This is a genomic window from Paenibacillus sp. A14 (assembly GCF_036864815.1).
In the GTDB taxonomy this organism is placed as follows: domain Bacteria; phylum Bacillota; class Bacilli; order Paenibacillales; family Paenibacillaceae; genus Fontibacillus; species Fontibacillus sanfengchensis.
This window is the reverse complement of record NZ_JBAGJD010000004.1, coordinates 482,935-504,976: the sequence shown is the minus strand read 5'-3', so window position 1 is coordinate 504,976 and position 22,042 is coordinate 482,935. Positions and strand designations below refer to the sequence as shown.

Below are 22,042 nucleotides of genomic sequence, written 5' to 3'. Positions count from 1 at the left end.
GCTTAAGGACTGATTCGATGTGACTTTGTTTAATTCCTGCTATTTTCGCAATTCGGCCCCAAAAGTTTGCTCCAACGCAGCCACAACCTTACCGTGGGCCTCGGCGATCTCTTCATCGGTCAGCGTCCGCTCCATATTCCGGTAAGTCAGGGACAGCGCCACGCTCTTCTTGCCTTCGCCAAGCTTGCTGCCGGTAAAGATATCGAAAACCTCGATCGCCTCCAGCAGATCGCCTCCGGTTGCACGAATGGCGGAGATCAGCGAGGCCGCCTCCACTCCGGCATCCACCACGACAGCGATATCCCGCTGCATCGCCGGGAAGCGCGGCAGGTCGCGGTAGGAAACCGTTTCGCCCGCCTGCTCGTACAGCGGCTCCAGGAGAAGCTCAGCCGCATAAGTGTCATCCAGATCCATCTCCAGCTGTACTTCCGGATGAAGCTGTCCGAGGGTGCCGATCTTCCGGTTGCCCGCCGGGCCGTCCAGGTAAATGGAAGCCGACCGTCCGGGATGGAAGCCCTGCGGCTGATCCGCCGCATAAGAAACTTGCCCGTGGAGACCCAGGTATTCAAACAGGCTTTCCAGCGCGCCTTTTAAATCATAGAAGTCGACCTTCTCGGCCGGCGTATTCCAGCGTTTTACGCCGCGGCTTCCGGTCAGCAGCAGACCGAGCACGGATACTTCGCGGGGCTGGGCGGTCATAGAGGGATCGGTGCCTTGGAATACGGTTCCGATCTCGAACAGGGCGAGATCCTCCTGCTTGCGGTTCCGGTTATACTGCGCCATATCGATCAATCCCGGCAGCAGGCTGCTCCGCAGCACACTGCGGTCCTCGCTCATAGGCATGGCCAGCTTGACTTCGAATCCGCCTTCGCCAAGCTCGGGGAATTTGCGGGAGGCGCCTTCCCGGATGAAAGAGTACCCCATGGTTTCCTGCCATCCGCCATGCACCAGCATACTGCGGACCGCACGGCGCAGCGCTTGCGGTTTCGTGTATCCGCCTGCCGTCGTCGGCCCTTCAATGACCGTTGTCGGAATATTATCGTAGCCGTACAAACGGGCCACTTCTTCGATCAAATCGACGTCGCGGGTAATATCGCCGCGGCGGGTCGGTACGCTGACTTCCAGCACTTGCTCCGACGTTTCGGCGAAAGCAAAATTCAAGCGGCTCAATAGGGCCTTCGTTTCCAACGTAGAAATTTCCGTTCCCAAATATTCGTTCAATTTATCCAGGGAAAGGGAGATGACCCGGTCCCGCTCCTCGGAAACGACGGATTGCACCACGCCTTGCAGCACTTGGCCGCCGGCCAAGCGGGCCATAAAGGCGGCAGCACGGTCAAGAGCCGGAAGCACCCGGGCCGGATCCACTTCCTTCTCAAAGCGCTGCGAGGCTTCGGAGCGCAGCCCCAATTGACGCGAGGTTTTCCGTACAATGGACCCGTCGAATTTCGCGGATTCCAGGATAATATTCCGCGTATTCTCCGTCACTTCGGAATCGAGTCCGCCCATGACGCCAGCCAGCCCGACCGGCCGGTCCTCCCCGTCCACGATCAGCAGGGCTCCCGGCTCCAGCCGGCGTTCCTGCCCGTCCAGAGTCACCAAGGTTTCTCCCGCCTTCGCGGTGCGCACCCCGATCGCGCCTCCGGCAATCTTGTCGGCATCGAAGGCATGCAGCGGCTGGCCGTATTCCAACATCACATAATTGGTGATGTCGACGATATTGTTGATCGGGCGAATGCCCGCGGCCATCAGCCGGTTTTGCAGCCACAGCGGAGAAGTCCCGATCGTCACGTTGGAGATATAACGCACCGCATATCGGCTGCACAGCTCCGGGGATGCGTTCCTCACGGAAACTTTGCCGCTGGCCGGCTCGGCGGTTTCCGCCAGCTCTTGTTCCGGTTCCGGGAGACGGATGTCCCGGCCCAGGATCGCGGCGACTTCATAAGCGGCGCCAAGCATGCTGAGACAATCCGAACGGTTCGGCGTCAAATCGAAGTCGAGGACCTGGTCGTCCAACTGCAGCAGTTTCGTAATCGGCGTACCGACTTCACTGTCTTCCGGCAGCACCAGAATCCCTTCCTGCTGCTCCTTCGGCAACAACTTTTCGTTGAGGCCGAGCTCCTTGGCCGAACAGATCATTCCCTGCGAAGGGACGCCCCGCAGCTTCGCCTTTTTGATTTCCAGGCCGCCGGGAAGCTTCGCTCCCACCAGGGCGACGGGCACCTTTTGACCGGCCGCCACATTTTTCGCGCCGCAAACAATTTGCAGCTCCTCGCCGGTCCCGGCATCCACAAGACAAACATTCAGTTTGTCAGCATCGGGATGCTTCTCCTTGCTCTTGACGAAGCCGACCACCACCTGGGAGACTCCGTTATTGCGGTTTTCGACCGAGTCGATCTCGATGCCGGAACGGGTGATTTTCTCAGCCAGTTCCAGCACATCGACCTGATCCAAAGATACATATTGTGACAACCATTCGGCGGATACTTTCATATTCTTTCTCCTTCCTTCTCCGTGAGGCTAGATTCTGGCGAACTGCTGCAGGAAGCGCAGATCATTATTGTAGAAATGACGGATGTCGTCAACGCCGTATTTCAGCATCGCAATCCGCTCGACGCCCATGCCGAACGCAAAGCCGCTGTAGATTTCCGGATCGTAACCGCCCATCTCCAGCACGCGCGGATGCACCATCCCACTGCCCAGAATCTCCAGCCAGCCGGAATTTTTGCAAACCCTGCAGCCGCTTCCCGCGCATTTCACGCAAGTGACGTCCACCTCTACGCTAGGCTCGGTAAAAGGAAAGAAGCTCGGGCGAAGGCGGATTTCCGTATTTGCGCCGAACATTTTACGGGTGAATTCCAGAAGTGTCCCCTTCAAATCGCTCATCCGGATTCTTTTGCCTATGACCAGGCCTTCGATTTGATGAAACTGGAAGGAGTGCGTGGCATCGTCGTCGTCGCGGCGGAAAACGCGCCCCGGACAGATGACCTTGATCGGCACTTCTCCTTCCATCGCTTCCATGGTGCGGGCCTGCACCGGGGAGGTCTGCGTACGCATCAGCAGTTCCTCCGTCAGGTAAAAGGAATCCTGCATGTCCCGGGCCGGATGATTTTTCGGCAGATTCAACGCCTCAAAGTTGTAATAATCGGTTTCGACCTCAGGCCCCTCCGCGATCCGGTACCCCATCCCGATAAAAATATCTTCGATCTCCTGAATCACCTGGTTCAGCGGATGCACCGCCCCCTGTTTCATCGGCCGGCCGGGTAAAGTCACATCGACCTTTTCGGCGGCGAGCCGGCGCTCGGTTTCCTGGCGCTGGAATTCCTGCTGCTTCGTGTCGATCAGCGACTCGATCGCTCCGCGCACCTCATTGGCAACCTGTCCGATCACCGGGCGTTCCTCCGCACTAAGCGCGCCCATGCCGCGCAAAATTTCCGTCAAGGCCCCTTTTTTACCCAAATATTTGACGCGCAGGTCATTCAACTGCCCCGCATCGGCCGTCCGGCCGAGCTCCTCCAGCGCCTCAAGCTTGAGTGCTTCCAAACGTTCTTTCATCGGCAAATCCTCCTTAAGCTGTATAAATGATGGATTCATCACGGAAAAACAAAAAAGCCTTTTCTCCCGAAAAGGGACGAAAAGACCGTGGTACCACCCTTGTTAGAGCCTCGTCCGCACCGACATTTCCCGCTGTTTAAACGAGCGGAACTTAGCCTGGGAATATAGACTCTCACTTTCATCGACGTAACGGGTCGCGGCCGGTTTCCCCTAATGCACGCATACGAAGCCGAATTCACGCTTCCGCGGGTTCAAGGAACTGCTCCGGAGCGAACTTCGGCAGCCTGTTTCCGTAGAGACGTTCTCAATCCACGACGTCTCCTCCCTGTAAGGAGGCTTCTGCCTACTCTTCTCCATCATCGCATTTGTTTTTTGACTTAACTGCTATTATATGCAAAGTTAGCGCTTATGGCAAGCCGATGGCCCCGCTTTGGATTCCGGCCCGGCCTATGGTATCGTAGACAGGAAGCGCGTACTTCGAGAAGGTTATAACATTATGGATCTAAGGAGCAAACTTTATGAACGGTAATTTACGCAAAAACATTACACCGGGGATCACCGTGGACATTGTCCTAAAAAAAGACCAGTCAACAGGCCGGCTCACACGGGGCGTCGTGAAGGATATTTTGACCAATTCCCCCAATCACCCCCACGGGATCAAGGTCCGGCTTCAAGATGGCCAGGTCGGACGGGTTAAGCAGATCATATCCGGCGGCGACGGCGCATAAATGATGAATGGACGGCCCCCTGGGCCGTCCTTCCGTCTTTTTAGATTAGTCCAGTTCCGTATCCCCGGTCACTCTCGGATTCCCGTTCCGGTCCAACCGGGCTTCTTCCCGTTTCAAGGTATCCCGGACCTGCTCCGTGTCTTGCACCTCGCGCTTATGAACCTCTACCTCGCCCGTGACCACCGGCCGTTTTGTGACCTCTACGCGCTCCTCCGAAACCGGGATGCGGATCGTCTCGCCGGTCCCTATCGGTCCTTCACCCATCGCTTCGCCCGCCGTTTCGGGGACCACCTTTTTCTCGATCACGACCTCTTCCCGGCTTACAGGCACGTCGATCGTTTGCTGCTCCTCCACTACTTCCTTGCGCAAATTCACTTCTCCCGCACGCTCACGGTGCTTGGAAATGTCGAACTGCTCCTCGCGCAGCGGCATGCGCCGCTCGACCCTGCCGTCCTCCGCCAGCGGCTCCGGAGTCCGTTCCAACGTGGCCATCTCCTGGTAGAAGGTGCCCGCAGGTTCTCGTGTTTCCGTCGGTTTGACGTCCCGGTAATTATGGGCATTCAAGGAATGATGGTTACGGAAAATGCCGTAAACCCATGTCTCCTGGACCTCATCCGCATCGACCAACACCAGAATTCTGCCGTGCTTAACAAAGGCATCATATTCCTCGGCTTCTTCCTCCGGAATGCCGAGCCCGACCAGACCGCCGACCAATCCGCCGGTACCGGCGCCGACAGCGGCCCCGGTCAACGTCGCGGCGATCGGGCCCGCCGCCACGATCGGGCCGATGCCCGGAATGGCCAACGCTCCGAGGCCCGCCAGAAGTCCGGCAACACCGCCAAGTAAGCCGCCCGTCGCCGCGCCGGCCGCGATTCCTTCCGGCGCTTTGGTTCCCGTTTCTTCGTGAATGTCATGAATGTCCCCTTTATTTTTTCCGATGACTGAAATATCCTCCGGTTTGTACCCCAATCCCTGCAAGTCCAGAATCGCCTTGGACGCATCCCGCTCGGATGCAAAAACACCAACAATTTTGTTTTTTGCCATGTCGATTACCTCCTGATGTAGATTGAGTTCAGAACATAATTAACCATTGGCCCGGCGTTCAAACTTCCAGTCTTTTCAACAAACATTTTACACGCGTGTAAGGCCCCACCAGTTTTATGCCGGCGGGGCCTTATCTTTTCTTTCCTCATATAAAGTTTTCGCCAAAGACGGACCTGCTCCAAAACAGATCAAATTGCCCCGCAATCTGCCCCATACGCTTAAAGACGTCGAAAAAAAGGCAAACAAAAAACCCTTGTAAATCAAGGGTTTAATTGCAAAGCGGGTGATGGGAATCGAACCCACGCTACCAGCTTGGAAGGCTGGAGTTCTACCATTGAACTACACCCGCATATAAATATGACTTTAATGGTCGGGACGACACGATTCGAACATGCGACCCCCTGGTCCCAAACCAGGTGCTCTACCAAGCTGAGCTACGTCCCGAAAGCTTCGTCACAGGTCAACCCGTTCGTGAAGACAAAATATATATTAACACTTTGTAAAATCGGATGCAAGTGTTTTTTTTGCAATAAGCCAAAAACAGTTCCTTAGCCGACCAACCGGCTAAGGAACTGGCTTTCCAGCACGGGAGCGGGCACCGGCCGACTGAACAAATACCCCTGTCCTTCATGGCAGTTTTGTTCCCGCAAAAATTTCAGCTGCGCTTCATTCTCGACCCCTTCCGCCGTCACCCTTAGCTTGAGGTGGTGGGCCATCGTAGTAATGGTGGAAACGATCGCGGCATCATTGCCGTCGAGCATCACTTCCTTTACAAAGGAGCGGTCGATCTTAAGCCGGTCGATCGGCAAACTTTTTAAATAATTGAGCGAGCTGTACCCCGTACCGAAATCGTCGATACTGATATGTACCCCCAGACGTTTCAAGCTCTGCAATTGGCTTAATGCCGTCTCGATATCGAAGGTCATGCTCTCCGTCACTTCCAGTTCCAAATAGTCGGGGTCCAGGCCGACTTCCCGCAAAATCGCATCCACCTTGTCGGCCAGATTATACTGCCGGAATTGACGCATCGACAGGTTGACCGATACGCATACCGGCTCGTAGCCTTGGGTTTGCCAATTTTTCGTATCCCGGCAAGCGGTTCTGAGCACCCACTCCCCCAGCGGGACGATCAGGCCCGATTCTTCGGCCAGCGGAATAAACTCGCCAGGCGAAATCAGACCGCGTTTCGGATGATTCCAGCGGACCAGCGCCTCCATTCCGACCATTCTCCCTGTCTGCAAGCTGAATTGAGGCTGATATTCCAGAAAAAACTCACTCCGAAGCAGGGCTTTTCGCATATCATTCTCCAGTTCAACCTTCGCTTGGGTCCGTTTCTTCATCGTCTCCGTATACCGAATAAAGACGAGATCATGCTCCTTGGCATGGTGCACGGCCATATCGGCATATTGAATCAGCTGATCGACGGACTGGCAGTCTTCCGGAAACAGCGATATTCCCATGCTGAGCGAGATATGAAATTCCGTGTCATCGATCCGGACCGAGGGATTTACCGATTCCAGCATCTGCTCCGCTCTCTTTTCAAACCCGGACGATCCGGTCGGCACTGAAAAAAGAACCGCAAACTCATCCTCTCCCATGCGGAATACTTCTTCGCCGGGAAGGCACAACCCCTTTAACCGAACTCCCAGTTCCGTGAGGAGTTGATCTCCGGCACTATAGCCCAAGGAATCGTTAATGGCCTTGAAACGGTTGATGTTGATGACGGCCACTCCGGCCCGGACGGGTTCCTGTTTTTTATCCGAATCGAGCAACACAGCAAGCATCTCTTTCAACTGTCTAAGATTCGGCAGTCCCGTCAGATCATCATGGTAGGCCATATGCTGCATCCGCGCTTCCACGGCCTGCTGTCCGCGAAAAGGCTCGTCAATCGTCAGATGGTAGACCCCTTTTAGCACGAAATAATAAGAGATTACCAGATACCCGCTTCCGATGGCAGGCATGAAACCAATCCCGGCCGGGTTGCCGAACACCAGCGGAGGGAAGCTCATCATCATAAACATCAACGCCCGAATGACCATCATCGCCGCCGGCGGCCGTTCCTTGCGGTAACGGTACAAGATCGCGGTGATCGCGGCCGCGTAAAGGCCCAGTATGGCAATACACAAAGCGATTTTTCCGGGGATTCGGTGATGCGATTCCATCCATGATGCGGGCAGGTACTTTTGATATGTATAGAGCAAAACAACTCCGGCCGCGCTAACCAACGCGGTTCCCATAAATACGAACAGTTTATGTTTGCCCGAAATTTGCCGGTCGGGTAGCGAGAAAATAACCAGCATTCCGATCGAGCACACCGCATTGGCGATTATCAAAAAAGCTGCGGTCAAGCCCTGGCCCGTTTCCAGGCCGAACAACCGGATTTGGCCGATCCCAGCGGTATACAGCATATCGAGAGCACCCAATAGAAAGAAAAGCACCGCCGAATACAGCCGCTGCCTCGATAATTTGTCGGTAAATAGGATCCAGCCTTGAGTGAAGATCGCAAAGGAAATCGCACCGCAAATCAGACCCGACAGCAATTGCACCGTTTTCAACGCCTCCATGGAGGACGGATTCGCCCGTATTCCGGCGAACGTTGTCAATGCCGCCAGCATGACCCCCAGACCGATCACTCCTTGGATAACGGTTACCTTCTCCTCTGTTCTGATTCCCATGATATGTTCAACCCCCGGAGGTAAGTATCTTTGAAGCTATAATCACTAGTACAATTCAACAAAAAACGACCTTTTCCTGCCTGCGCCAAACACGAAATAACATAAAAGGTTTCCAAAGAAAAACCCGGCATATACGCCGGGTTCGGGTGGGAAAACATCTGTATTATTTCTTCTCGAAACTGACTTCCGGGGTCGTCAATTTATCATAAAATTCAACGGCCTTGTCTTTATCCGACGAAGCCCGAAGCGCCATCGCCGAGCGCGGATGCTCATCCAGCGTCCCGGTAATCATGTAGGGAACCAGATATCCCCACTCCTCCTTCTCGCGGAGCGGAATCAACAGTTCCTCCAGCACCTCAAGAACCGGACGAAGCTTGTAGTCGGTGTTCTTCAAGTGCGTTACGAGCAGTTCCGTCGGGCAGTTTCCCGCGGCGCGGCCCATCCCGTACACCGAAGCATCGAGAAGCTCGACGCCGAGGTCCGCGGCGACAAGCGTGTTGCTGAAGGCCAACTGCAAGTTGTTATGGGTGTGGACGCCCAGCCGTTTGTTCGGCAAATGCGTCTTGAACTTGTTGACAAGGTGTTCCATATCCTTGTAGTCAAGGCTGCCGTAAGAATCGACGATGTAGACGACGTCGACGACGCTCTCTTTGATCAATTCAAAAGCTTCAAGCAATTCATGCTCCATTACATTGGACAGCGCCATAATGTTCAAGGTGGTCTCATATCCCCGATCATGGAACAATTGCACCAGCTTAAGCGCCTTATCCACGTCCTTCACGTAACAGGCGACCCGGATGAGATCGAGCAGGCTTTCGCTGCGCGGCAAAATGTCATTTTCATCCACGCGTCCGATATCCACCAGGGCCGATAGCTTCGTTTTCCCTTTTTGCGGAATTACTTTCTTCAGGAATTCATCGTCCAAAAACCGCCACGGGCCCGCTTGATCGGCCCCTTTTAAAAGTTTCGGCGAATTTTTATACCCGATTTCCATATAATCCACGCCCGCCTCGTTGAGACCGGCATACAATTTTTGAACAAATTCCACACTAAAATCCCAGTTGTTGACTAATCCTCCATCGCGTATCGTGCAATCGACAATTTTACAATGATTTGTCTTCATCTTTACCGATCCCTTTCCCTTGTGTGTATTAATATCCATCTTACTTGAAGGCAAAACCAAAAGTAAAGAACAGTCTTGTTTTCCGAGTGATATTTATCACAGTTGGCGTTTTTTGTGACATGGTATATTAATTCCAGTATAATTGAGATTGATTATCAGTATCGATATTATAATAAGAAAGGTGTGAGGCCCGATGGCTTTTTGCCGCAACTGTTTAATGAATTTAAAGCCGGGCGATTCCGGCACCATCTGCCAATTCGGCAATATCGATCCCGTCCTCAAACGCCGGCTGGCCGATTTGGGCATTTCGGAGGGATCCGCTATTCAGGTGAAACAATACTGTCTCTGGGGAGGGCCAGTTGTGTTGGAATGCGGCGGTCAACTCTTAGGGATCCGCAAGAAAGAAGCGGTCCATATCGAGGTGGCTGTCTCATGAGCGATGCCGTTCTGGTCGGAAATCCGAATACCGGTAAAACCTCTTTGTTCAACACGCTTACCAGTTCTTATGAATATGTCGGCAATTGGTCCGGCGTAACGGTCGAAAAAAAAGTCGGCCGGCTAAAAGACAAGAGCGGTGTACTAACCGATTTGCCCGGCATTTATTCGCTCCACCCTTTATCCCGGGATGAAGGCGTAGCTGCCGAATTTTTGCTGACCGGCTCACCCTCCCTGCTGATCAACATCGTTGACGCCTCGCAACTGGAACGGAATTTGTATTTGACGATGCAACTGCTTGAATACGGCAAGCCTGTTATCATCGGGTTAAACATGGTCGATGTGGCCAAATCTCGCGGATTGGTCATTGATACGGAAATTTTGGCCTCGCGGCTTCATTCGAAGCTCGTCCCGCTGATCGCCCGCACCGGAGCCGGGAGCAAAGAACTGCTGCTGGCGATGTCCCGGGCCGAAGCAACGGAGGAGGCCGAATTCCGGATCGATTACGGAGAGGTTGTCGAAAGGGCGATTGCACTTATTTCCCAGGAAGTAAACGACCTTTTCCCAGCTTTGTCGCCGCGTTGGCTAGCGCTCCAAATGCTGGAGAACAATCCGGTGGTGATGGAATCTTCCTCCCTCGACGCCGCGCTGCGTTCCCGGGTTTCAGGGATCAAGGAACAGGCGGAACAACAGCTGTTCTCCGGGAAAGGGCGGGATTTCGCCTCCCTGCAGGAGTATATCCGAAAAGTACGGACAGAGCTAATTCAGCAAATTTGTCGGGAAGCGGTCGACCTCAGCCAATCCACACCCCACACGCTGACGGAAAAGTTGGATAAAATCGCGGCTCACCCGGTTTGGGGGATTCCGCTTTTCCTGGTGTTTATGTTTCTGACCTTCCAGCTTACGTTTGATTGGCTCGGAAATCCGCTATCGGATATGCTGGAGGGCTTTATCACCGGCCCGTTCAGCAGTCTGGCGGTTCAAGCCCTTGAGGCCGTAGGTGCCTCGGAGTTCACCCGCGCGCTCATCATCGATGGGATTATCGGCGGTGTCGGCGGCGTGCTGGTCTTCGTGCCCCAAATTTTTATTATGTTCCTGATTATTTCTTTTATTGAGGATTCCGGATACATGGCCCGCATCACTGTCATGATGGATAAATTGATGGAGATCGTCGGGTTGAACGGCAAAGCGCTAATTCCGTTTATCATCGGCTTCGGCTGCAATGTCCCGGCCGTCATGGCATCGCGAAGCCTGGAACAGCCCAAAGAACGGCTGCTGACCATGCTGCTGACGCCGCTGATGTCCTGTTCCGCCCGCTTGCCTGTTTACGCGCTGTTCGCCGGCGTCTTTTTTGCAGAATCCCAGGCATTGGTGGTCCTGTCGCTTTATGTGCTGGGCATCGTCTTGGCGCTGGTCCTGGCCAAGTTGTTTTCCCGGTTTATTTTTAAAGGGGAGAAGTCCTTCTTTATGGTTGAGCTTCCCCCCTACCGGTTGCCCCAGGCCGTCACTCTCTTCCGCAGCACCTGGGAAAAAGGCAAAGGCTTTCTGCGCAAAGCGGGTACCTTTATTCTTGGCGGTTCCGTGCTGATTTGGCTGATGACCTATCTGGGACCCGGAGGCATTGCGGAAAATATGGATGACAGTTACCTGGCTGCCGTTGGCGGCCTGTTCGCCGGAGTTCTGGAGCCGGTAGGTTTCGGCACTTGGCAGTCGGGGGCCGCGTTGATCACCGGCTTTATGGCCAAAGAGGTCGTCGTATCCACGATGAATATCATTTATCACGTACCCGATCTGACCGGGCTGCAAGGACAAATCGCGGCGGCGTTCAGCCCGCTGCAGGCCTACAGCTTTATGGCGTTCGTTCTGTTGTACACGCCTTGCCTCGCCACGGTGGGAGTCCTTCGCAAAGAAACGGCTTCTTGGAAGTGGACGCTGTTTTCGATCGTCTACTCCCTCACCCTGGCTTATCTCGTGGCCTTGATCATTTATCAAGGCGGATTATGGATCGGTCTATGACTAAAAGTACGCTTGACCATGCTTACTCAACCTATAGCCTTGAAGGGAGCTTCTTCATATGGCAGATATTCTGATCGCCGGCACCGTGTTTGTTTTCGCCGCTGTCGCTCTGTTCCGCGGGTTCCGCAAAAGCCGGAAAGGCGCTTGCGCCTCCTGTTCGCAAAACAAATCCTGCGCCATGGCTTGCACTAAATCTTCTTCCTCCCCGAATTCCAAAAATTAAAAGTGCTGGCTGCAAAGGTTCTTCCTTTACAGCCAGCACTTTTTGCATTTACCGATCGCTGGTAAAGCCGGTTCGGTTATATGACTAAAGGCAAGGCGATGACGAAGACCGTCCCGACTCCCTTCGCGCTCTCAACATGGATGTTGCCCCGGTGATTCTTCACGATCCGGTAGCTGACCGACAACCCCAGGCCCGTCCCCTTCTCTTTCGTTGTAAAAAAAGGATCGAACAAACGCGCAAGCAAGGCTTTGTCCATGCCGTTTCCGTTGTCCTGTATCGTAATGTTGACGTAACGCCCCTCCGGTTTTACCTGAATCTCGATGACTCCCGAATGATCGCCCTCAACTTCCTCGATGGCCTCCATCGCATTTTTGATCATATTGAGCAGCACCTGCTTGATCTGCTTTACATCGATGGAAACGTTCATGACGGTATCGGCTTCTTTCAGATGAATTTCGCATCCTTTCATAAGTGCTTCGCTTTCCGTCAACAAAACGACCTCTTTCAGCAGCGAGGTGATGCTCATTACCGTTTTCTGCGGGGCGGTGGGCTTGGACGAATTTAAAAATTCATAAATAATGTCGTTGGCCCGATCGATTTCGGTCAAGATGATACGGGCGTATTCATCTCTGCCCAGTTGAATCAAATGAGGCCGGAGCAGCTGAATAAAGCCGCGGATTGCCGTGAGCGGATTCCGGATTTCGTGAGCGATGGCCGCCGATATTTTCCCCAGCATCGCAAGCTTGTCATTCTGATAAGCCGTCTGCTCGATCAGTTTAAAGTCGGATACATCCTTAACGCTGAGCAAAAAATCGCCGTCCATCTGGTCTCCGTAGGTCACCGTGGTCAGCCAGTACCTTCCGTATTCGTCAACCAATTCATGATTCTTCTTGCGGTAAAAAATCGTTTCACGGTAAACTCTGAGAATTTTCTTCTTCTTAAACCGGCTAAGGTGAGGGTGGCGAAGCAGTTGAAGTAAATTGCAGCCGATAAGCGAGTGGCGAGGAATCTCCAGCAGCCTGGCCATCTGAACATTGACAAACGTTAAAACCCCATCGCTGTCAAATAGCATAATGCCGCTGTCAAGATGTTGGAGTACATTCTCGTACTTGTTCTTCACAAGTTGGGTGGATTGATACGCTTTCACAGATTGAAGCAGTGTCTCCTGGAATTCGCTCAACAAGTCGGTTCCCCCTTTTTCTCCGAATGATCTTTCTGCCTCCACTACAACGACTGATCACTATGCGGATGTTCATACCTGCAATACAGTATGAATCTACATCTTTCCACCTTGTTTCCTATTCCATGAGCTCGTCCTGTATGTAACTTCGAACTGCTGCCGCGTAAATAAAACGGCTTAAATCAATCATAGTAAAGACTTCCAAATATCGTCAATCAGAGATCCTGTCGAAAAAAGGGGTTTTCGGTTAAGTCATGATTCTGTAAAATGAAATAGCCCCCGAGATCGGGAGCTATTTCATTTCCTAGCTATTTTGTTGCAGTAATCTCGCCCTGCGTCTGCTCATCACCGCGAGACGCTTTTTCAGCTCAGCTTCCCATTTGTCATCACCGATTTGCTTGGCCACCGAGAGCAGGTCGAGCGACATGTCGATCTGGTTCTGCACCAGATCCATCGGGTCTTCATCCTCCCGATTGACGCAGTTCCCAAAAATGGAGTCCTCGTCCTCCATGATGAAATCCTGAAAATCAATCTCCGAAAGTCCGTCCCCATGCGCATACTCTGCAAGCACTTCATACTCGTTTTCCACTTTGTAGTGGACTTCAACTCTATGGCAAACCGGGCAAAAAAGAAGCGGAACATTATGAACCTGGGTGCGGTAGTGCTTTAATGTCCCTTTGGTTCCGACCATACTTGCGCCACAGCAAAAACTCATTCCCCGACACCCTTTCCTGTTCAAGCTTCCGAACTGTCCTATTGGCATTTTTTGTGATTGCCTATATTTATTCTCGACAACGGCCGCAAATTCCTTTACAGCTAACAGGATGAACCCGTTGATCTTAAAAAATACGAAGGACGGCCTACACACAAAAAGACAGGGCAAAAGGCCCCCTGTTGCGGACTTTTGCCAACAGGGGGCCTAACGGCTATTTACTTATTAGACTTGGAGCGTTTTGTCGCCGGGTTTCCAGTTCATCGGGCACAAACCGCCGGATTGCAGAGCCTGAAGCACGCGGAGCGTTTCTTCTACGCTGCGGCCCACATCATTGTGGTTAACCACTTGATATTTCAATTCGCCATCCGGATCGATGATGAACAAACCGCGCAGGGCTACGCCCTCTTCTTCAATCAGAACGCCGTAGTCACGGGCAACGCTCTTCGTAATATCCGAAGCGAGCGGGAAGTTCAGCTGACCCAAACCGTTGTTTTCTTTCGGCGTGTTGATCCAAGCCTTATGGCTGTGCTCGGAATCGATGCTGACACCCAAAATCTCCGTATCCAGCTCCTTGAACTGGGCGTATGCCTCGCTAAGGGCTGTAATTTCCGTCGGGCAAACGAAGGTAAAGTCGAGAGGATAGAAGAAGAATACCAACCAATTGCCGCGATAATCGGACAATTTTCTGCGTCCAAACTCCTTGCCGTCACCCGTTACGATCGCCATGTCAAAATCCGGAGCAGGTCTTCCTACCAAACGTTCCGCCATTTGAAAAAAGCCCCCTTTAATAAATATGTAAGAAACCCGGAGGTTTCTGTATCACAGGTTTAGCTTACGGCTTTTGGCCACAATTCAAATGGTACCATCCGGAATTTTCAAAGTCAATATTGTAACATTTTCTTTTTAATAATTATTATAAATTAACTTTTTCTTTGAATTTCTCATTTGATTGGCGGATCATGCCGCCCGCTTTATTTCCGCATTGCGGCGACAATGAGATCTCCCATCGCGGTCGTGCCTAGCGATTTGCTCTTGTCCACCGCAATGTCTCCGGTACGATGTCCGGCGTTCAACACATCGGCTACGGCGCGTTCGATCGCATCCGCCGCATCCGCATAGCCGAATGTCATGCGGAACATAAGCGCGACCGAAAGAATCGTGGCGATCGGGTTAGCCAAGTTCTGCCCGGCGATATCCGGGGCCGAACCGTGAACCGGTTCGTACAATCCGAAGCTGCCTTCCCCAAGGGAAGCCGAGGACAGCATCCCGATCGATCCGGTCAGCATCGCCGCCTCATCGCTTAAAATGTCGCCGAACATGTTCTCCGTTACAATGACGTCAAAGCTTGAAGGGCGGCGCAGCAACTGCATCGCGCAATTGTCGACCAGCACGTGCTCCAGCTCCACATCCGGATACTCCGGTGCGATCCGGTTGACTACCTCGCGCCACAGGCGGGAGGTTTCCAGCACGTTTGCTTTATCCACGGACGCCAGCTTCTTGCGGCGTTTTTGGGCAATTTCGAAAGCCTGGCGGACGATGCGCTCCACCTCGCTCACATTGTAGGCGCAGGTGTCGACAGCCTCCTGGCCGTTCTCCGTATCACGGCGGTATTTTTCGCCGAAATAGATGCCTCCGGTCAGTTCACGGACGACGATCAGGTCCGTACCCTCAAGCACTTCCGGCTTTAACGTGGAAGCGTCCTTCAGGCAATCGAAGACCACGGCGGGACGCAGGTTAGAGAACAGGCCCAACGCTTTACGGATGCCAAGCAATCCGGTCTCGGGCCGAAGCTCCTTCGGATTGTTGTCCCATTTTGGCCCGCCAACCGCCCCTAAGAGCACAGCGTCGGCTCGTTTGCAAATCTCCAGTGTATCCTGCGGGAGAGGCGTCCCTTTTTGATCGATGGCGATGCCCCCGAACAACGCATGCTCCGTTTCAAAGCGATATCCAAACAGCTCTTCCGTCCGCTTCAGCACTTTTTCCGCTTCGGCTACCACTTCAGGGCCAATTCCGTCCCCGGGAATCACTGCGATTTTTTTAACTTCTGGCATGATTGACTACTCCCTTTCTCTCGGTAACTCACTCGAATAAACTCCTGTTTTAGTTGTAACATAATCGTTTATGTTTAACCAAGATATAGAATCTATTAGACTTATAGGTTCTAGCTATAGAAGAAAAAAAAGAAACGCAAAGCCGTTTGGCTCTGCGTTTCTTCTCTTTGTATATTGGCATATCCGAGCACGCTTTATTGTTCCATTTTCTTTAGCTCCGCAATGCTCTAAAGCAAAGGTTTGCGAAGGAATGGCCAACTTGGGCTATGACGCTTATGCCGCCGCTTTAAAACTTCTTATTTCTTGATCCAGTGCATCAAGCCGCGCAGCTCTTTGCCGACAACTTCGATCGGGTGGTTGGCTTCGTTGCGGCGCGTCGCCGTAAGGAAAGCGCGATTCGATTGATTTTCCAGGATGAAGTCGCGGGCAAATTTGCCTTGTTGAATATCGGCAAGCACTTCTTTCATCGCTTTCTTCGTTTCTTCCGTTACTACGCGAGGACCTGTTACATAGTCGCCATATTCCGCCGTGTTGGAAATGGAGTCGCGCATTGTTGCCAATCCGCCTTCATAGATCAGGTCGACGATCAGCTTCAGTTCGTGCAAGCACTCGAAGTAAGCCATTTCCGGAGCATAACCCGCTTCGGTCAAGGTTTCGAAGCCCGCTTTGATCAGCGCGCTTACGCCGCCGCACAGTACGGCTTGCTCCCCGAACAAATCGGTTTCGGTTTCCTCACGGAAGGAAGTTTCGATAACCCCGGCACGTGTACAACCGATCCCTTTGGCATAAGCCAGTCCGATTTCTTTGGCTTTACCGGTAGCATCCTGATGGATGGCGATCAGACCGGGAACCCCGAATCCTTCAACATAAGTACGGCGAACCATATGACCTGGGGATTTAGGAGCAACAAGGAGCACATCATTGTCCGGAGACGGTACGATTTGTCCGAAGTGTACGTTGAAACCGTGCGCGAACATGAGAGCTGCACCCTTTTTCAGGTTTGGCGCAATTTCGCTGTTGTACACGGCCGCTTGAGTTTCATCCGGCATCAGGATTTGCACGACATCCGCACGTTTGGTCGCTTCCGCTACGGAAAGCACTTCAAATCCGTCTTCTTTCGCCTTGTTGAAAGACTTGCCCTCACGAAGACCGATGACGACTTGAAGACCGCTTTCGCGCAGGTTTTGCGCATGGGCATGACCTTGGCTGCCGTATCCGATGATTGCAATGGTCTTTCCTTTCAATACGCTGAGTTCTGCATCTTGTTCATAGTACAAAGTAACTGCCATTTTCTAATGCCCTCCCATAAATTGCGGGTATGCGTTTCGCATATCCCTGTTATATTTGGTTCTCCGCCTGTTTGACGGGTGATTCATGAGACCTGGCGGCATTTCGGCTTCTTCTGCTGTACCCTTCGGCCCCATCAATCCCCCGCCAACGGGGCGGAGAGTGTTGATGATTTGGATAAAATTTAATATGGCCTAAGATTTAGGCGTTTCCCCGTACCATAGCCGTAACCCCGGTTCGGGAAAGTTCGCGGATTCCGTAAGGGTGCAGCAGTTCGATCATGGCATCGATTTTTTCCGTATCGCCCACAACCTGGACCATCATGCTGTTCGTTCCGATATCCACGACCGCGGCGCGGAACGTTTCCACAACGCCCATAATTTCCGGACGCTCCGCCGGTTCCGACTTAACTTTGATCAGCGCCAGTTCCCTGGCGACCATCGGCTTGGAACTAAGATTGACCACCTTGATCACATCGATCAGTTTGTACAGCTGCTTCTCGATTTGTTCCAGAGTTTTATCGTCCCCCTGAGTCACGATGATCATCCGGGACAATCCTTCTTCCTCGGACTGCCCGACGGTAATGCTCTCGATATTGAAGCCGCGCCGGCCGAACAGGCCGGACACGCGCTGCAGAACACCTGGCTGGTCATTTACCAAAACGGATATAGCGTGGCTCTTTATCATGATTCATCGTCCCCCATCAGCATTTGATCAATGGTGGAACCTTGAGGTACCATCGGATAGACATTTTCTCCTTTTTCAACCACAAACTCCACCAATACCGGCCCCGGCGTTTCCATCGCTTCCTTCCATGCCTGCTTGGCTTCCTCTTTGTTGGTCGCCCGCAGGCCTTTCACGCCGTAAGCGTCCGCCAGCTTCACGAAATCCGGGCTGCCGGCCAAATCGATATGACTGTACCGGTTGTCGTAAATCAATTCCTGCCACTGCCGCACCATTCCCAGAACCTGGTTATTGATGACGACGATTTTGACTGGAATGTTGTTGATGGCGCAGATCGCCAGTTCTTGGGCACACATCTGCATTCCGCCGTCCCCGTTGATCGAGATCACCAAACGGTCGGGATGAGCCATTTGCGCGCCGATGGCCGACGGGAATCCGAAGCCCATCGTCCCCAATCCCCCGGAAGTGATCCAGGAGCGAGGCTGATTGAATTTGTAATATTGGGCCGTCCACATTTGATGCTGGCCGACATCGGTCGTTACGATCGCTTCCCCACGGGTCGTTTCATTCAAATGCTCAATGACCCATTGCGGCTTCAGCACCGTATCGGAATCCTTGTAACGGAACGGGTATTTCTCCTTGGAGTCCCGGATTTTCGTTCTCCAGTCATCCGCCTTTGCCGCGCGTTCGACCAAAGGATTCAGCATTTCCAGTACTGTCTTCACGTCGCCGACAATCGGAATTTCGGTTTTGACATTCTTGCCGATCTCCGCCGGATCGATATCGATATGGGCAATTTTCGCCTGCGGCGCAAACCCGTCCAATCGTCCGGTTACCCGATCGTCGAATCTCGCTCCGATGTTGATCAGCAGGTCCGCCTGCTGTATCGATTGGTTAGCGGTGTAGGTGCCGTGCATCCCCGGCATGCCCATCCACAACTCGTGGCCACTCGGAAATCCGCCGAGGCCGAGCAATGTTGTTGTAATCGGAATTTCCGTCTTGTTGACTAGTTCCAGCAGCGCCTCGTGGCCGCCCGAGTAAACGACGCCCCCGCCGGCCAGGATGACCGGGCGCTCCGCCTCCTGAATCGCCGTGGCGAGCTTGTCGAGCTGCAAGCGATTCGGAACGACGGTCGGATGATACCCCCGCAGGTCGATCGATTGTACCGGTTCAAACAGGGCTTTATTTGCCGAAACATCCTTCGGAATGTCGATCAGCACCGGGCCCTTCCTTCCGGTATTCGCGATGTGGAACGCCTCGTGGATAACGCGGGGCAAGTCCTCGACATTTCTTACCAGATAGCTGTGCTTTGTGATCGGCATCGTAATGCCGGTGATGTCCGCTTCCTGGAATGCGTCGGTTCCGATCAGGTTGGAAACGACATTGCCCGTAATGACGACGAGCGGAACCGAGTCCATGTAGGCCGTCGCGATCCCTGTTACCGTATTGGTCGCTCCCGGACCGGAGGTGGCGATGCAGACACCGACCTTGCCGCTGGCGCGGGCATAACCGTCTGCCGCATGGATGGCCCCCTGCTCATGTCTTGTCAGCAGGTGATGGAAATCGGTAAAACCGTACAAGGCGTCGTAAATGTACAACACCGCGCCTCCCGGGTAACCGAAGACGCACTCGACACCTTCCAAAAGCAAACTGCGAAGCAAGATTTCCGAACCGGAAATGACTTCCGGTTTCATCCATTTCTCACGTAATTGTTCTGTAGACCGCACTGCTGGAATTTGCGCGCTCATCAGTCATCCTCCTTCCAAGAATGGGTAATTCGTTAAATTTTTAATATCTATGCAACAAAAAAACCTTCCGCCCGCCGGAATAGTCTCCTATTCCGAGGGACGAAAGGTTTAGCTTCCGTGGTACCACCCATGTTCACCCGGTTCTTCGCAGTACCGGGCCTTGACGAGTACAGGCCAAATGAAACCTATACCCGTGGTCTTTAACGCAGACCTGACGATTTCCCCTAATAGGCCGTACGCAAGCTTTACCTAGGATCGCTTGCGGCTTTTCAGGGAAACAGCTCCGAGGTGAGCTCGCATTTAAGGGATAATGCAGGATGGTCTCAGCAAATCCATCCATTCTCTGAGCAAAGAGCCCTTAAACCTTCGTCCTCTTCATCGCCGATTGCCGATTGCAGTAATCGTTAAAATGTTTAGAAACATTATATGATTAGTTTACATCTCGAGTCAATACCCATTTGGAGCCAGTTTTTTAAACGAATTTCAGCGCAGGCAACGCGATGAGAAAAATCCGAGTTTGCCGTTGACTTTAAATCCGGCTGGTTTTGGCTGGAACGCTTTGCCCTCCTTACGTCATATGATAGAGTAAAGCGCCTAATTTTATTCGGGTGGCGCATCTTTCATTCAAAGTCATCCCGGAGGAGGTAAAAGAGCGGATGATACGTTACAGAAGGCCAAAGCAGGATGATCCGGTCATTTTCGAATTAATCCAAAAGGAGCTTGTCCCCTTTTCCAATCTGCCTCCGCAAGAGTTAAACGCCGTTTTGAAAGATCTGCCCAAACGGCTGACGAGGGGCGTAACGCTTGTCGTATCTCCTTATTACGAATCCGATCCCATAGCCTTTATCCATTTCATGGTGCACGGTGATCTTTTATATATCGATATGATGGCGGTAGCTCCCGCGCACCGGCGCAATCGGCATGGGAAAGCGCTGCTGGCCCATGCCGAAAATTTCGCCGGTTCCCGCGGATGCTCCCGGGCCAAAGTCTTGGTGGACCGCGATAATACCCGGGCCCATCAATTTTACCGTAACCTGGGATACCGCACCGTTCGCTTTATCCAACCCTCAGGGTGCTATGAATTGGAAAAAAGACTGCTTGCCCGTCGATAAAAATCACCAGAAGTAGGGCTTTACGCCGTAAGGATATCCGTAAGGCCCCGGTCCATACGGGCCGTAACCGCCGTAGCCACCATAGCCGCCGTAGCCACCGTAAGGGGATGCGCCGATCGCAAGCAAATCGAATAAAACCAGCGGAATAATCGCTTTAGTTTTGACTTTTTTTCCGGAGTTCTGCGTAACGATCAAACGGTTGCCGCTAATTTTGACCAGCTTGCCCGTTACAACCCCACCGTCCTTTTTATAGGCGATAATCGACTTGCCGAGCCACTTTTCGGCGTCTTTCCTTGTCACCTTTTTGCTCATGGTAACCCTCCTCCAATGTGGGATCCCTAGCCATAAATCCGGCTATTCGTCTTCATACCACTATATTCGGGCCGCCTTGTTTCCGCTTGCGCCATCGCCTCCTTCATTAGGAGAAATAGGCCCCTTAAGCAAAAAAAGCGCGGGCTGCAGGAAAGAAACCCCTTGCGGCTCGCACTTTTTCTTGTCTTTTTCAATTCTAACGTTTTGAAGGATCGTAAGGCGTCCCCAATGCAGCCGGTGCCGAAGAACGCCCCACCGCACTGACCAGGACAATGATCGTCAGCACGTAAGGAATCATGAAAATAAATTCCTGCGGAATGCTTCTCGACCATTCGAACAACTGCACATAGTTCCGAATCGCCTGGGAGAATCCGAAAAACATCGCGGCTCCCAAAGCGCCCACCGGATTCCATTTCCCGAAGATCATCGCGGCGATGGCGATGAAACCCTGTCCCGAGATGGTATTGTGAGCAAACGTACTTGTCGTCGTGAGCGTAATGGTCGCGCCCCCAATCCCTGCCAGCGCGCCGCTGATCATCACGCCGATGTAGCGCATCCGCGAGACATTCACCCCGAGCGTATCGGCCGCTCCGGGATATTCGCCGACGGAACGCAGGCGAAGTCCGAAAGGGGTCTTGAACAGCAAATAATAGGCAACGATGACAAGGATAAGCGCCAGATAAGTTGTTGGGTACGAGTTGAAGAAGCCTTCCCCGATGATCGGGATATCCCGAAGCACCGGGATCGCTTCTTTCTCGAATACGTTAACGAGAGGAGTTTCGGCCGAGCCGTTAAAAATCAGCTTCACGATGTATACCGTCAATCCGGCCGCCAAAAAATTGATGACGACCCCGCTGATGGTTTGATCGGCCTTAAACGTAATGGTTGCTACCGCGTGAATGAGGGACCCCAGAATTCCCACCACAACTGCGGCGATCACGCCAACCCAAGGGGCCATAACGCCGAGCCCGGCTTCCTGGGCATAATAAGTGCCTACGCCGGCCGCGAACGCCCCGAAAATCATCAGCCCTTCCAGGCCGATATTTACGACGCCCGACCGCTCCGAGAAAATACCGCCGAGCGCGGCGAATATCAGCGCTGTTGAAAATACGAGGGTTGAATTTAACAATTGGCCTAGCAGCGTAAGAATGTCCATA

At 52.9% G+C, this 22,042-nt stretch carries 20 protein-coding genes, 2 tRNA genes and 1 other annotated feature; of the genes, 5 read left to right on the top strand and 17 right to left on the bottom strand.

Annotated elements, in window-relative coordinates:
• Positions 1-39: 39 nt before the first annotated feature.
• Both pheT and pheS read right to left on the bottom strand, forming a co-directional pair.
• On the bottom strand, positions 40-2,490 hold the full coding sequence (gene pheT, locus V4U88_RS13735; RefSeq protein WP_334073813.1) for a phenylalanine--tRNA ligase subunit beta: 2,451 nt from the start codon (positions 2,488-2,490) through the stop codon (positions 40-42).
• Between the two features lie 27 nt (positions 2,491-2,517).
• Complete coding sequence (gene pheS / locus V4U88_RS13730) at positions 2,518-3,552, bottom strand: phenylalanine--tRNA ligase subunit alpha (protein WP_334073812.1); 1,035 nt, start codon at positions 3,550-3,552, stop codon at positions 2,518-2,520.
• 69 nt (positions 3,553-3,621) lie between these two features.
• Positions 3,622-3,921, bottom strand: a binding site (T-box leader).
• Positions 3,922-4,070: 149 nt separating this feature from the next.
• Here pheS and V4U88_RS13725 point away from each other — a divergent pair.
• Positions 4,071-4,280: a YwbE family protein gene (locus V4U88_RS13725; RefSeq protein ID WP_334073811.1), complete on the top strand. Its 210-nt coding sequence runs from the start codon at positions 4,071-4,073 to the stop codon at positions 4,278-4,280.
• A gap of 45 nt (positions 4,281-4,325) precedes the next feature.
• Here the strand turns inward: V4U88_RS13725 and V4U88_RS13720 are convergent, their stop codons facing one another.
• The 5 genes from V4U88_RS13720 to V4U88_RS13700 form a co-directional block, all read right to left on the bottom strand.
• The gene (locus tag V4U88_RS13720; RefSeq protein ID WP_334073810.1) at positions 4,326-5,324 is read right to left on the bottom strand and encodes a YsnF/AvaK domain-containing protein; all 999 of its coding nucleotides are present in this window, start codon (positions 5,322-5,324) and stop codon (positions 4,326-4,328) included.
• A gap of 278 nt (positions 5,325-5,602) precedes the next feature.
• Positions 5,603-5,673: transfer RNA gene (locus V4U88_RS13715), tRNA-Gly, on the bottom strand.
• A gap of 18 nt (positions 5,674-5,691) precedes the next feature.
• Positions 5,692-5,768, bottom strand: a tRNA-Pro gene (locus tag V4U88_RS13710).
• Between the two features lie 104 nt (positions 5,769-5,872).
• Entirely contained in the window at positions 5,873-7,999 is a 2,127-nt protein-coding gene (locus V4U88_RS13705; RefSeq protein WP_334073809.1) for a putative bifunctional diguanylate cyclase/phosphodiesterase, read from the bottom strand.
• Between the two features lie 163 nt (positions 8,000-8,162).
• Entirely contained in the window at positions 8,163-9,122 is a 960-nt protein-coding gene (locus V4U88_RS13700; RefSeq protein WP_334073808.1) for an aldolase catalytic domain-containing protein, read from the bottom strand.
• 217 nt (positions 9,123-9,339) lie between these two features.
• Between V4U88_RS13700 and V4U88_RS13695 the strand changes: the two genes are divergently transcribed.
• On the top strand, positions 9,340-9,558 hold the full coding sequence (locus V4U88_RS13695; protein ID WP_334073807.1) for a FeoA family protein: 219 nt from the start codon (positions 9,340-9,342) through the stop codon (positions 9,556-9,558).
• Entirely contained in the window at positions 9,555-11,573 is a 2,019-nt protein-coding gene (gene feoB, locus V4U88_RS13690) for a ferrous iron transport protein B (RefSeq protein ID WP_334073806.1), read from the top strand. Before V4U88_RS13695 ends, feoB begins: the two co-directional genes overlap by 4 nt.
• 31 nt (positions 11,574-11,604) lie before the next feature.
• On the opposite strand, the gene V4U88_RS13685 is transcribed toward feoB, so the two are convergent.
• The 5 genes from V4U88_RS13685 to leuB all read right to left on the bottom strand — a co-directional run bounded on the left by V4U88_RS13685 (position 11,605) and on the right by leuB (position 15,742).
• The gene (locus tag V4U88_RS13685) at positions 11,605-11,844 is read right to left on the bottom strand and encodes a hypothetical protein (protein ID WP_334073805.1); all 240 of its coding nucleotides are present in this window, start codon (positions 11,842-11,844) and stop codon (positions 11,605-11,607) included.
• 28 nt (positions 11,845-11,872) lie between these two features.
• Positions 11,873-12,979: an ATP-binding protein gene (locus V4U88_RS13680; protein WP_334073804.1), complete on the bottom strand. Its 1,107-nt coding sequence runs from the start codon at positions 12,977-12,979 to the stop codon at positions 11,873-11,875.
• 301 nt (positions 12,980-13,280) lie between these two features.
• Positions 13,281-13,691, bottom strand: coding sequence for a hypothetical protein (locus V4U88_RS13675; RefSeq protein ID WP_334073803.1), 411 nt, complete (start codon positions 13,689-13,691; stop codon positions 13,281-13,283).
• Between the two features lie 222 nt (positions 13,692-13,913).
• The gene (locus V4U88_RS13670) at positions 13,914-14,459 is read right to left on the bottom strand and encodes a peroxiredoxin (RefSeq protein ID WP_334073802.1); all 546 of its coding nucleotides are present in this window, start codon (positions 14,457-14,459) and stop codon (positions 13,914-13,916) included.
• Positions 14,460-14,662: 203 nt separating this feature from the next.
• A complete protein-coding gene (leuB, locus tag V4U88_RS13665; protein WP_334073801.1) occupies positions 14,663-15,742 on the bottom strand; it encodes a 3-isopropylmalate dehydrogenase in 1,080 nt (359 codons plus the stop codon).
• 70 nt (positions 15,743-15,812) lie between these two features.
• Here leuB and V4U88_RS13660 point away from each other — a divergent pair, with 70 nt between their 5' ends.
• On the top strand, positions 15,813-16,049 hold the full coding sequence (locus V4U88_RS13660; RefSeq protein WP_334073800.1) for a hypothetical protein: 237 nt from the start codon (positions 15,813-15,815) through the stop codon (positions 16,047-16,049).
• Here V4U88_RS13660 and ilvC read toward each other — a convergent pair.
• The 3 genes from ilvC to ilvB all read right to left on the bottom strand — a co-directional run bounded on the left by ilvC (position 16,039) and on the right by ilvB (position 19,461).
• On the bottom strand, positions 16,039-17,031 hold the full coding sequence (gene ilvC, locus V4U88_RS13655; protein WP_334073799.1) for a ketol-acid reductoisomerase: 993 nt from the start codon (positions 17,029-17,031) through the stop codon (positions 16,039-16,041). The genes V4U88_RS13660 and ilvC overlap by 11 nt on opposite strands.
• A gap of 199 nt (positions 17,032-17,230) precedes the next feature.
• On the bottom strand, positions 17,231-17,716 hold the full coding sequence (gene ilvN, locus V4U88_RS13650; RefSeq protein ID WP_334073798.1) for an acetolactate synthase small subunit: 486 nt from the start codon (positions 17,714-17,716) through the stop codon (positions 17,231-17,233).
• Positions 17,713-19,461, bottom strand: coding sequence for a biosynthetic-type acetolactate synthase large subunit (gene ilvB / locus V4U88_RS13645; protein ID WP_334073797.1), 1,749 nt, complete (start codon positions 19,459-19,461; stop codon positions 17,713-17,715). The genes ilvN and ilvB overlap by 4 nt, the downstream gene beginning before the upstream one ends.
• Before the next feature lie 656 nt (positions 19,462-20,117).
• On the opposite strand from ilvB, the gene V4U88_RS13640 reads away from it, so the two are divergent.
• Entirely contained in the window at positions 20,118-20,573 is a 456-nt protein-coding gene (locus V4U88_RS13640) for a GNAT family N-acetyltransferase (RefSeq protein WP_334073796.1), read from the top strand.
• A gap of 3 nt (positions 20,574-20,576) precedes the next feature.
• Here V4U88_RS13640 and V4U88_RS13635 read toward each other — a convergent pair whose 3' ends face one another.
• Complete coding sequence (locus V4U88_RS13635; protein WP_334073795.1) at positions 20,577-20,885, bottom strand: hypothetical protein; 309 nt, start codon at positions 20,883-20,885, stop codon at positions 20,577-20,579.
• Between the two features lie 196 nt (positions 20,886-21,081).
• Positions 21,082-22,041, bottom strand: a complete 960-nt coding sequence (locus V4U88_RS13630; protein WP_334073794.1) for an ABC transporter permease — start codon at positions 22,039-22,041, stop codon at positions 21,082-21,084.
• Position 22,042: the final 1 nt, after the last annotated feature.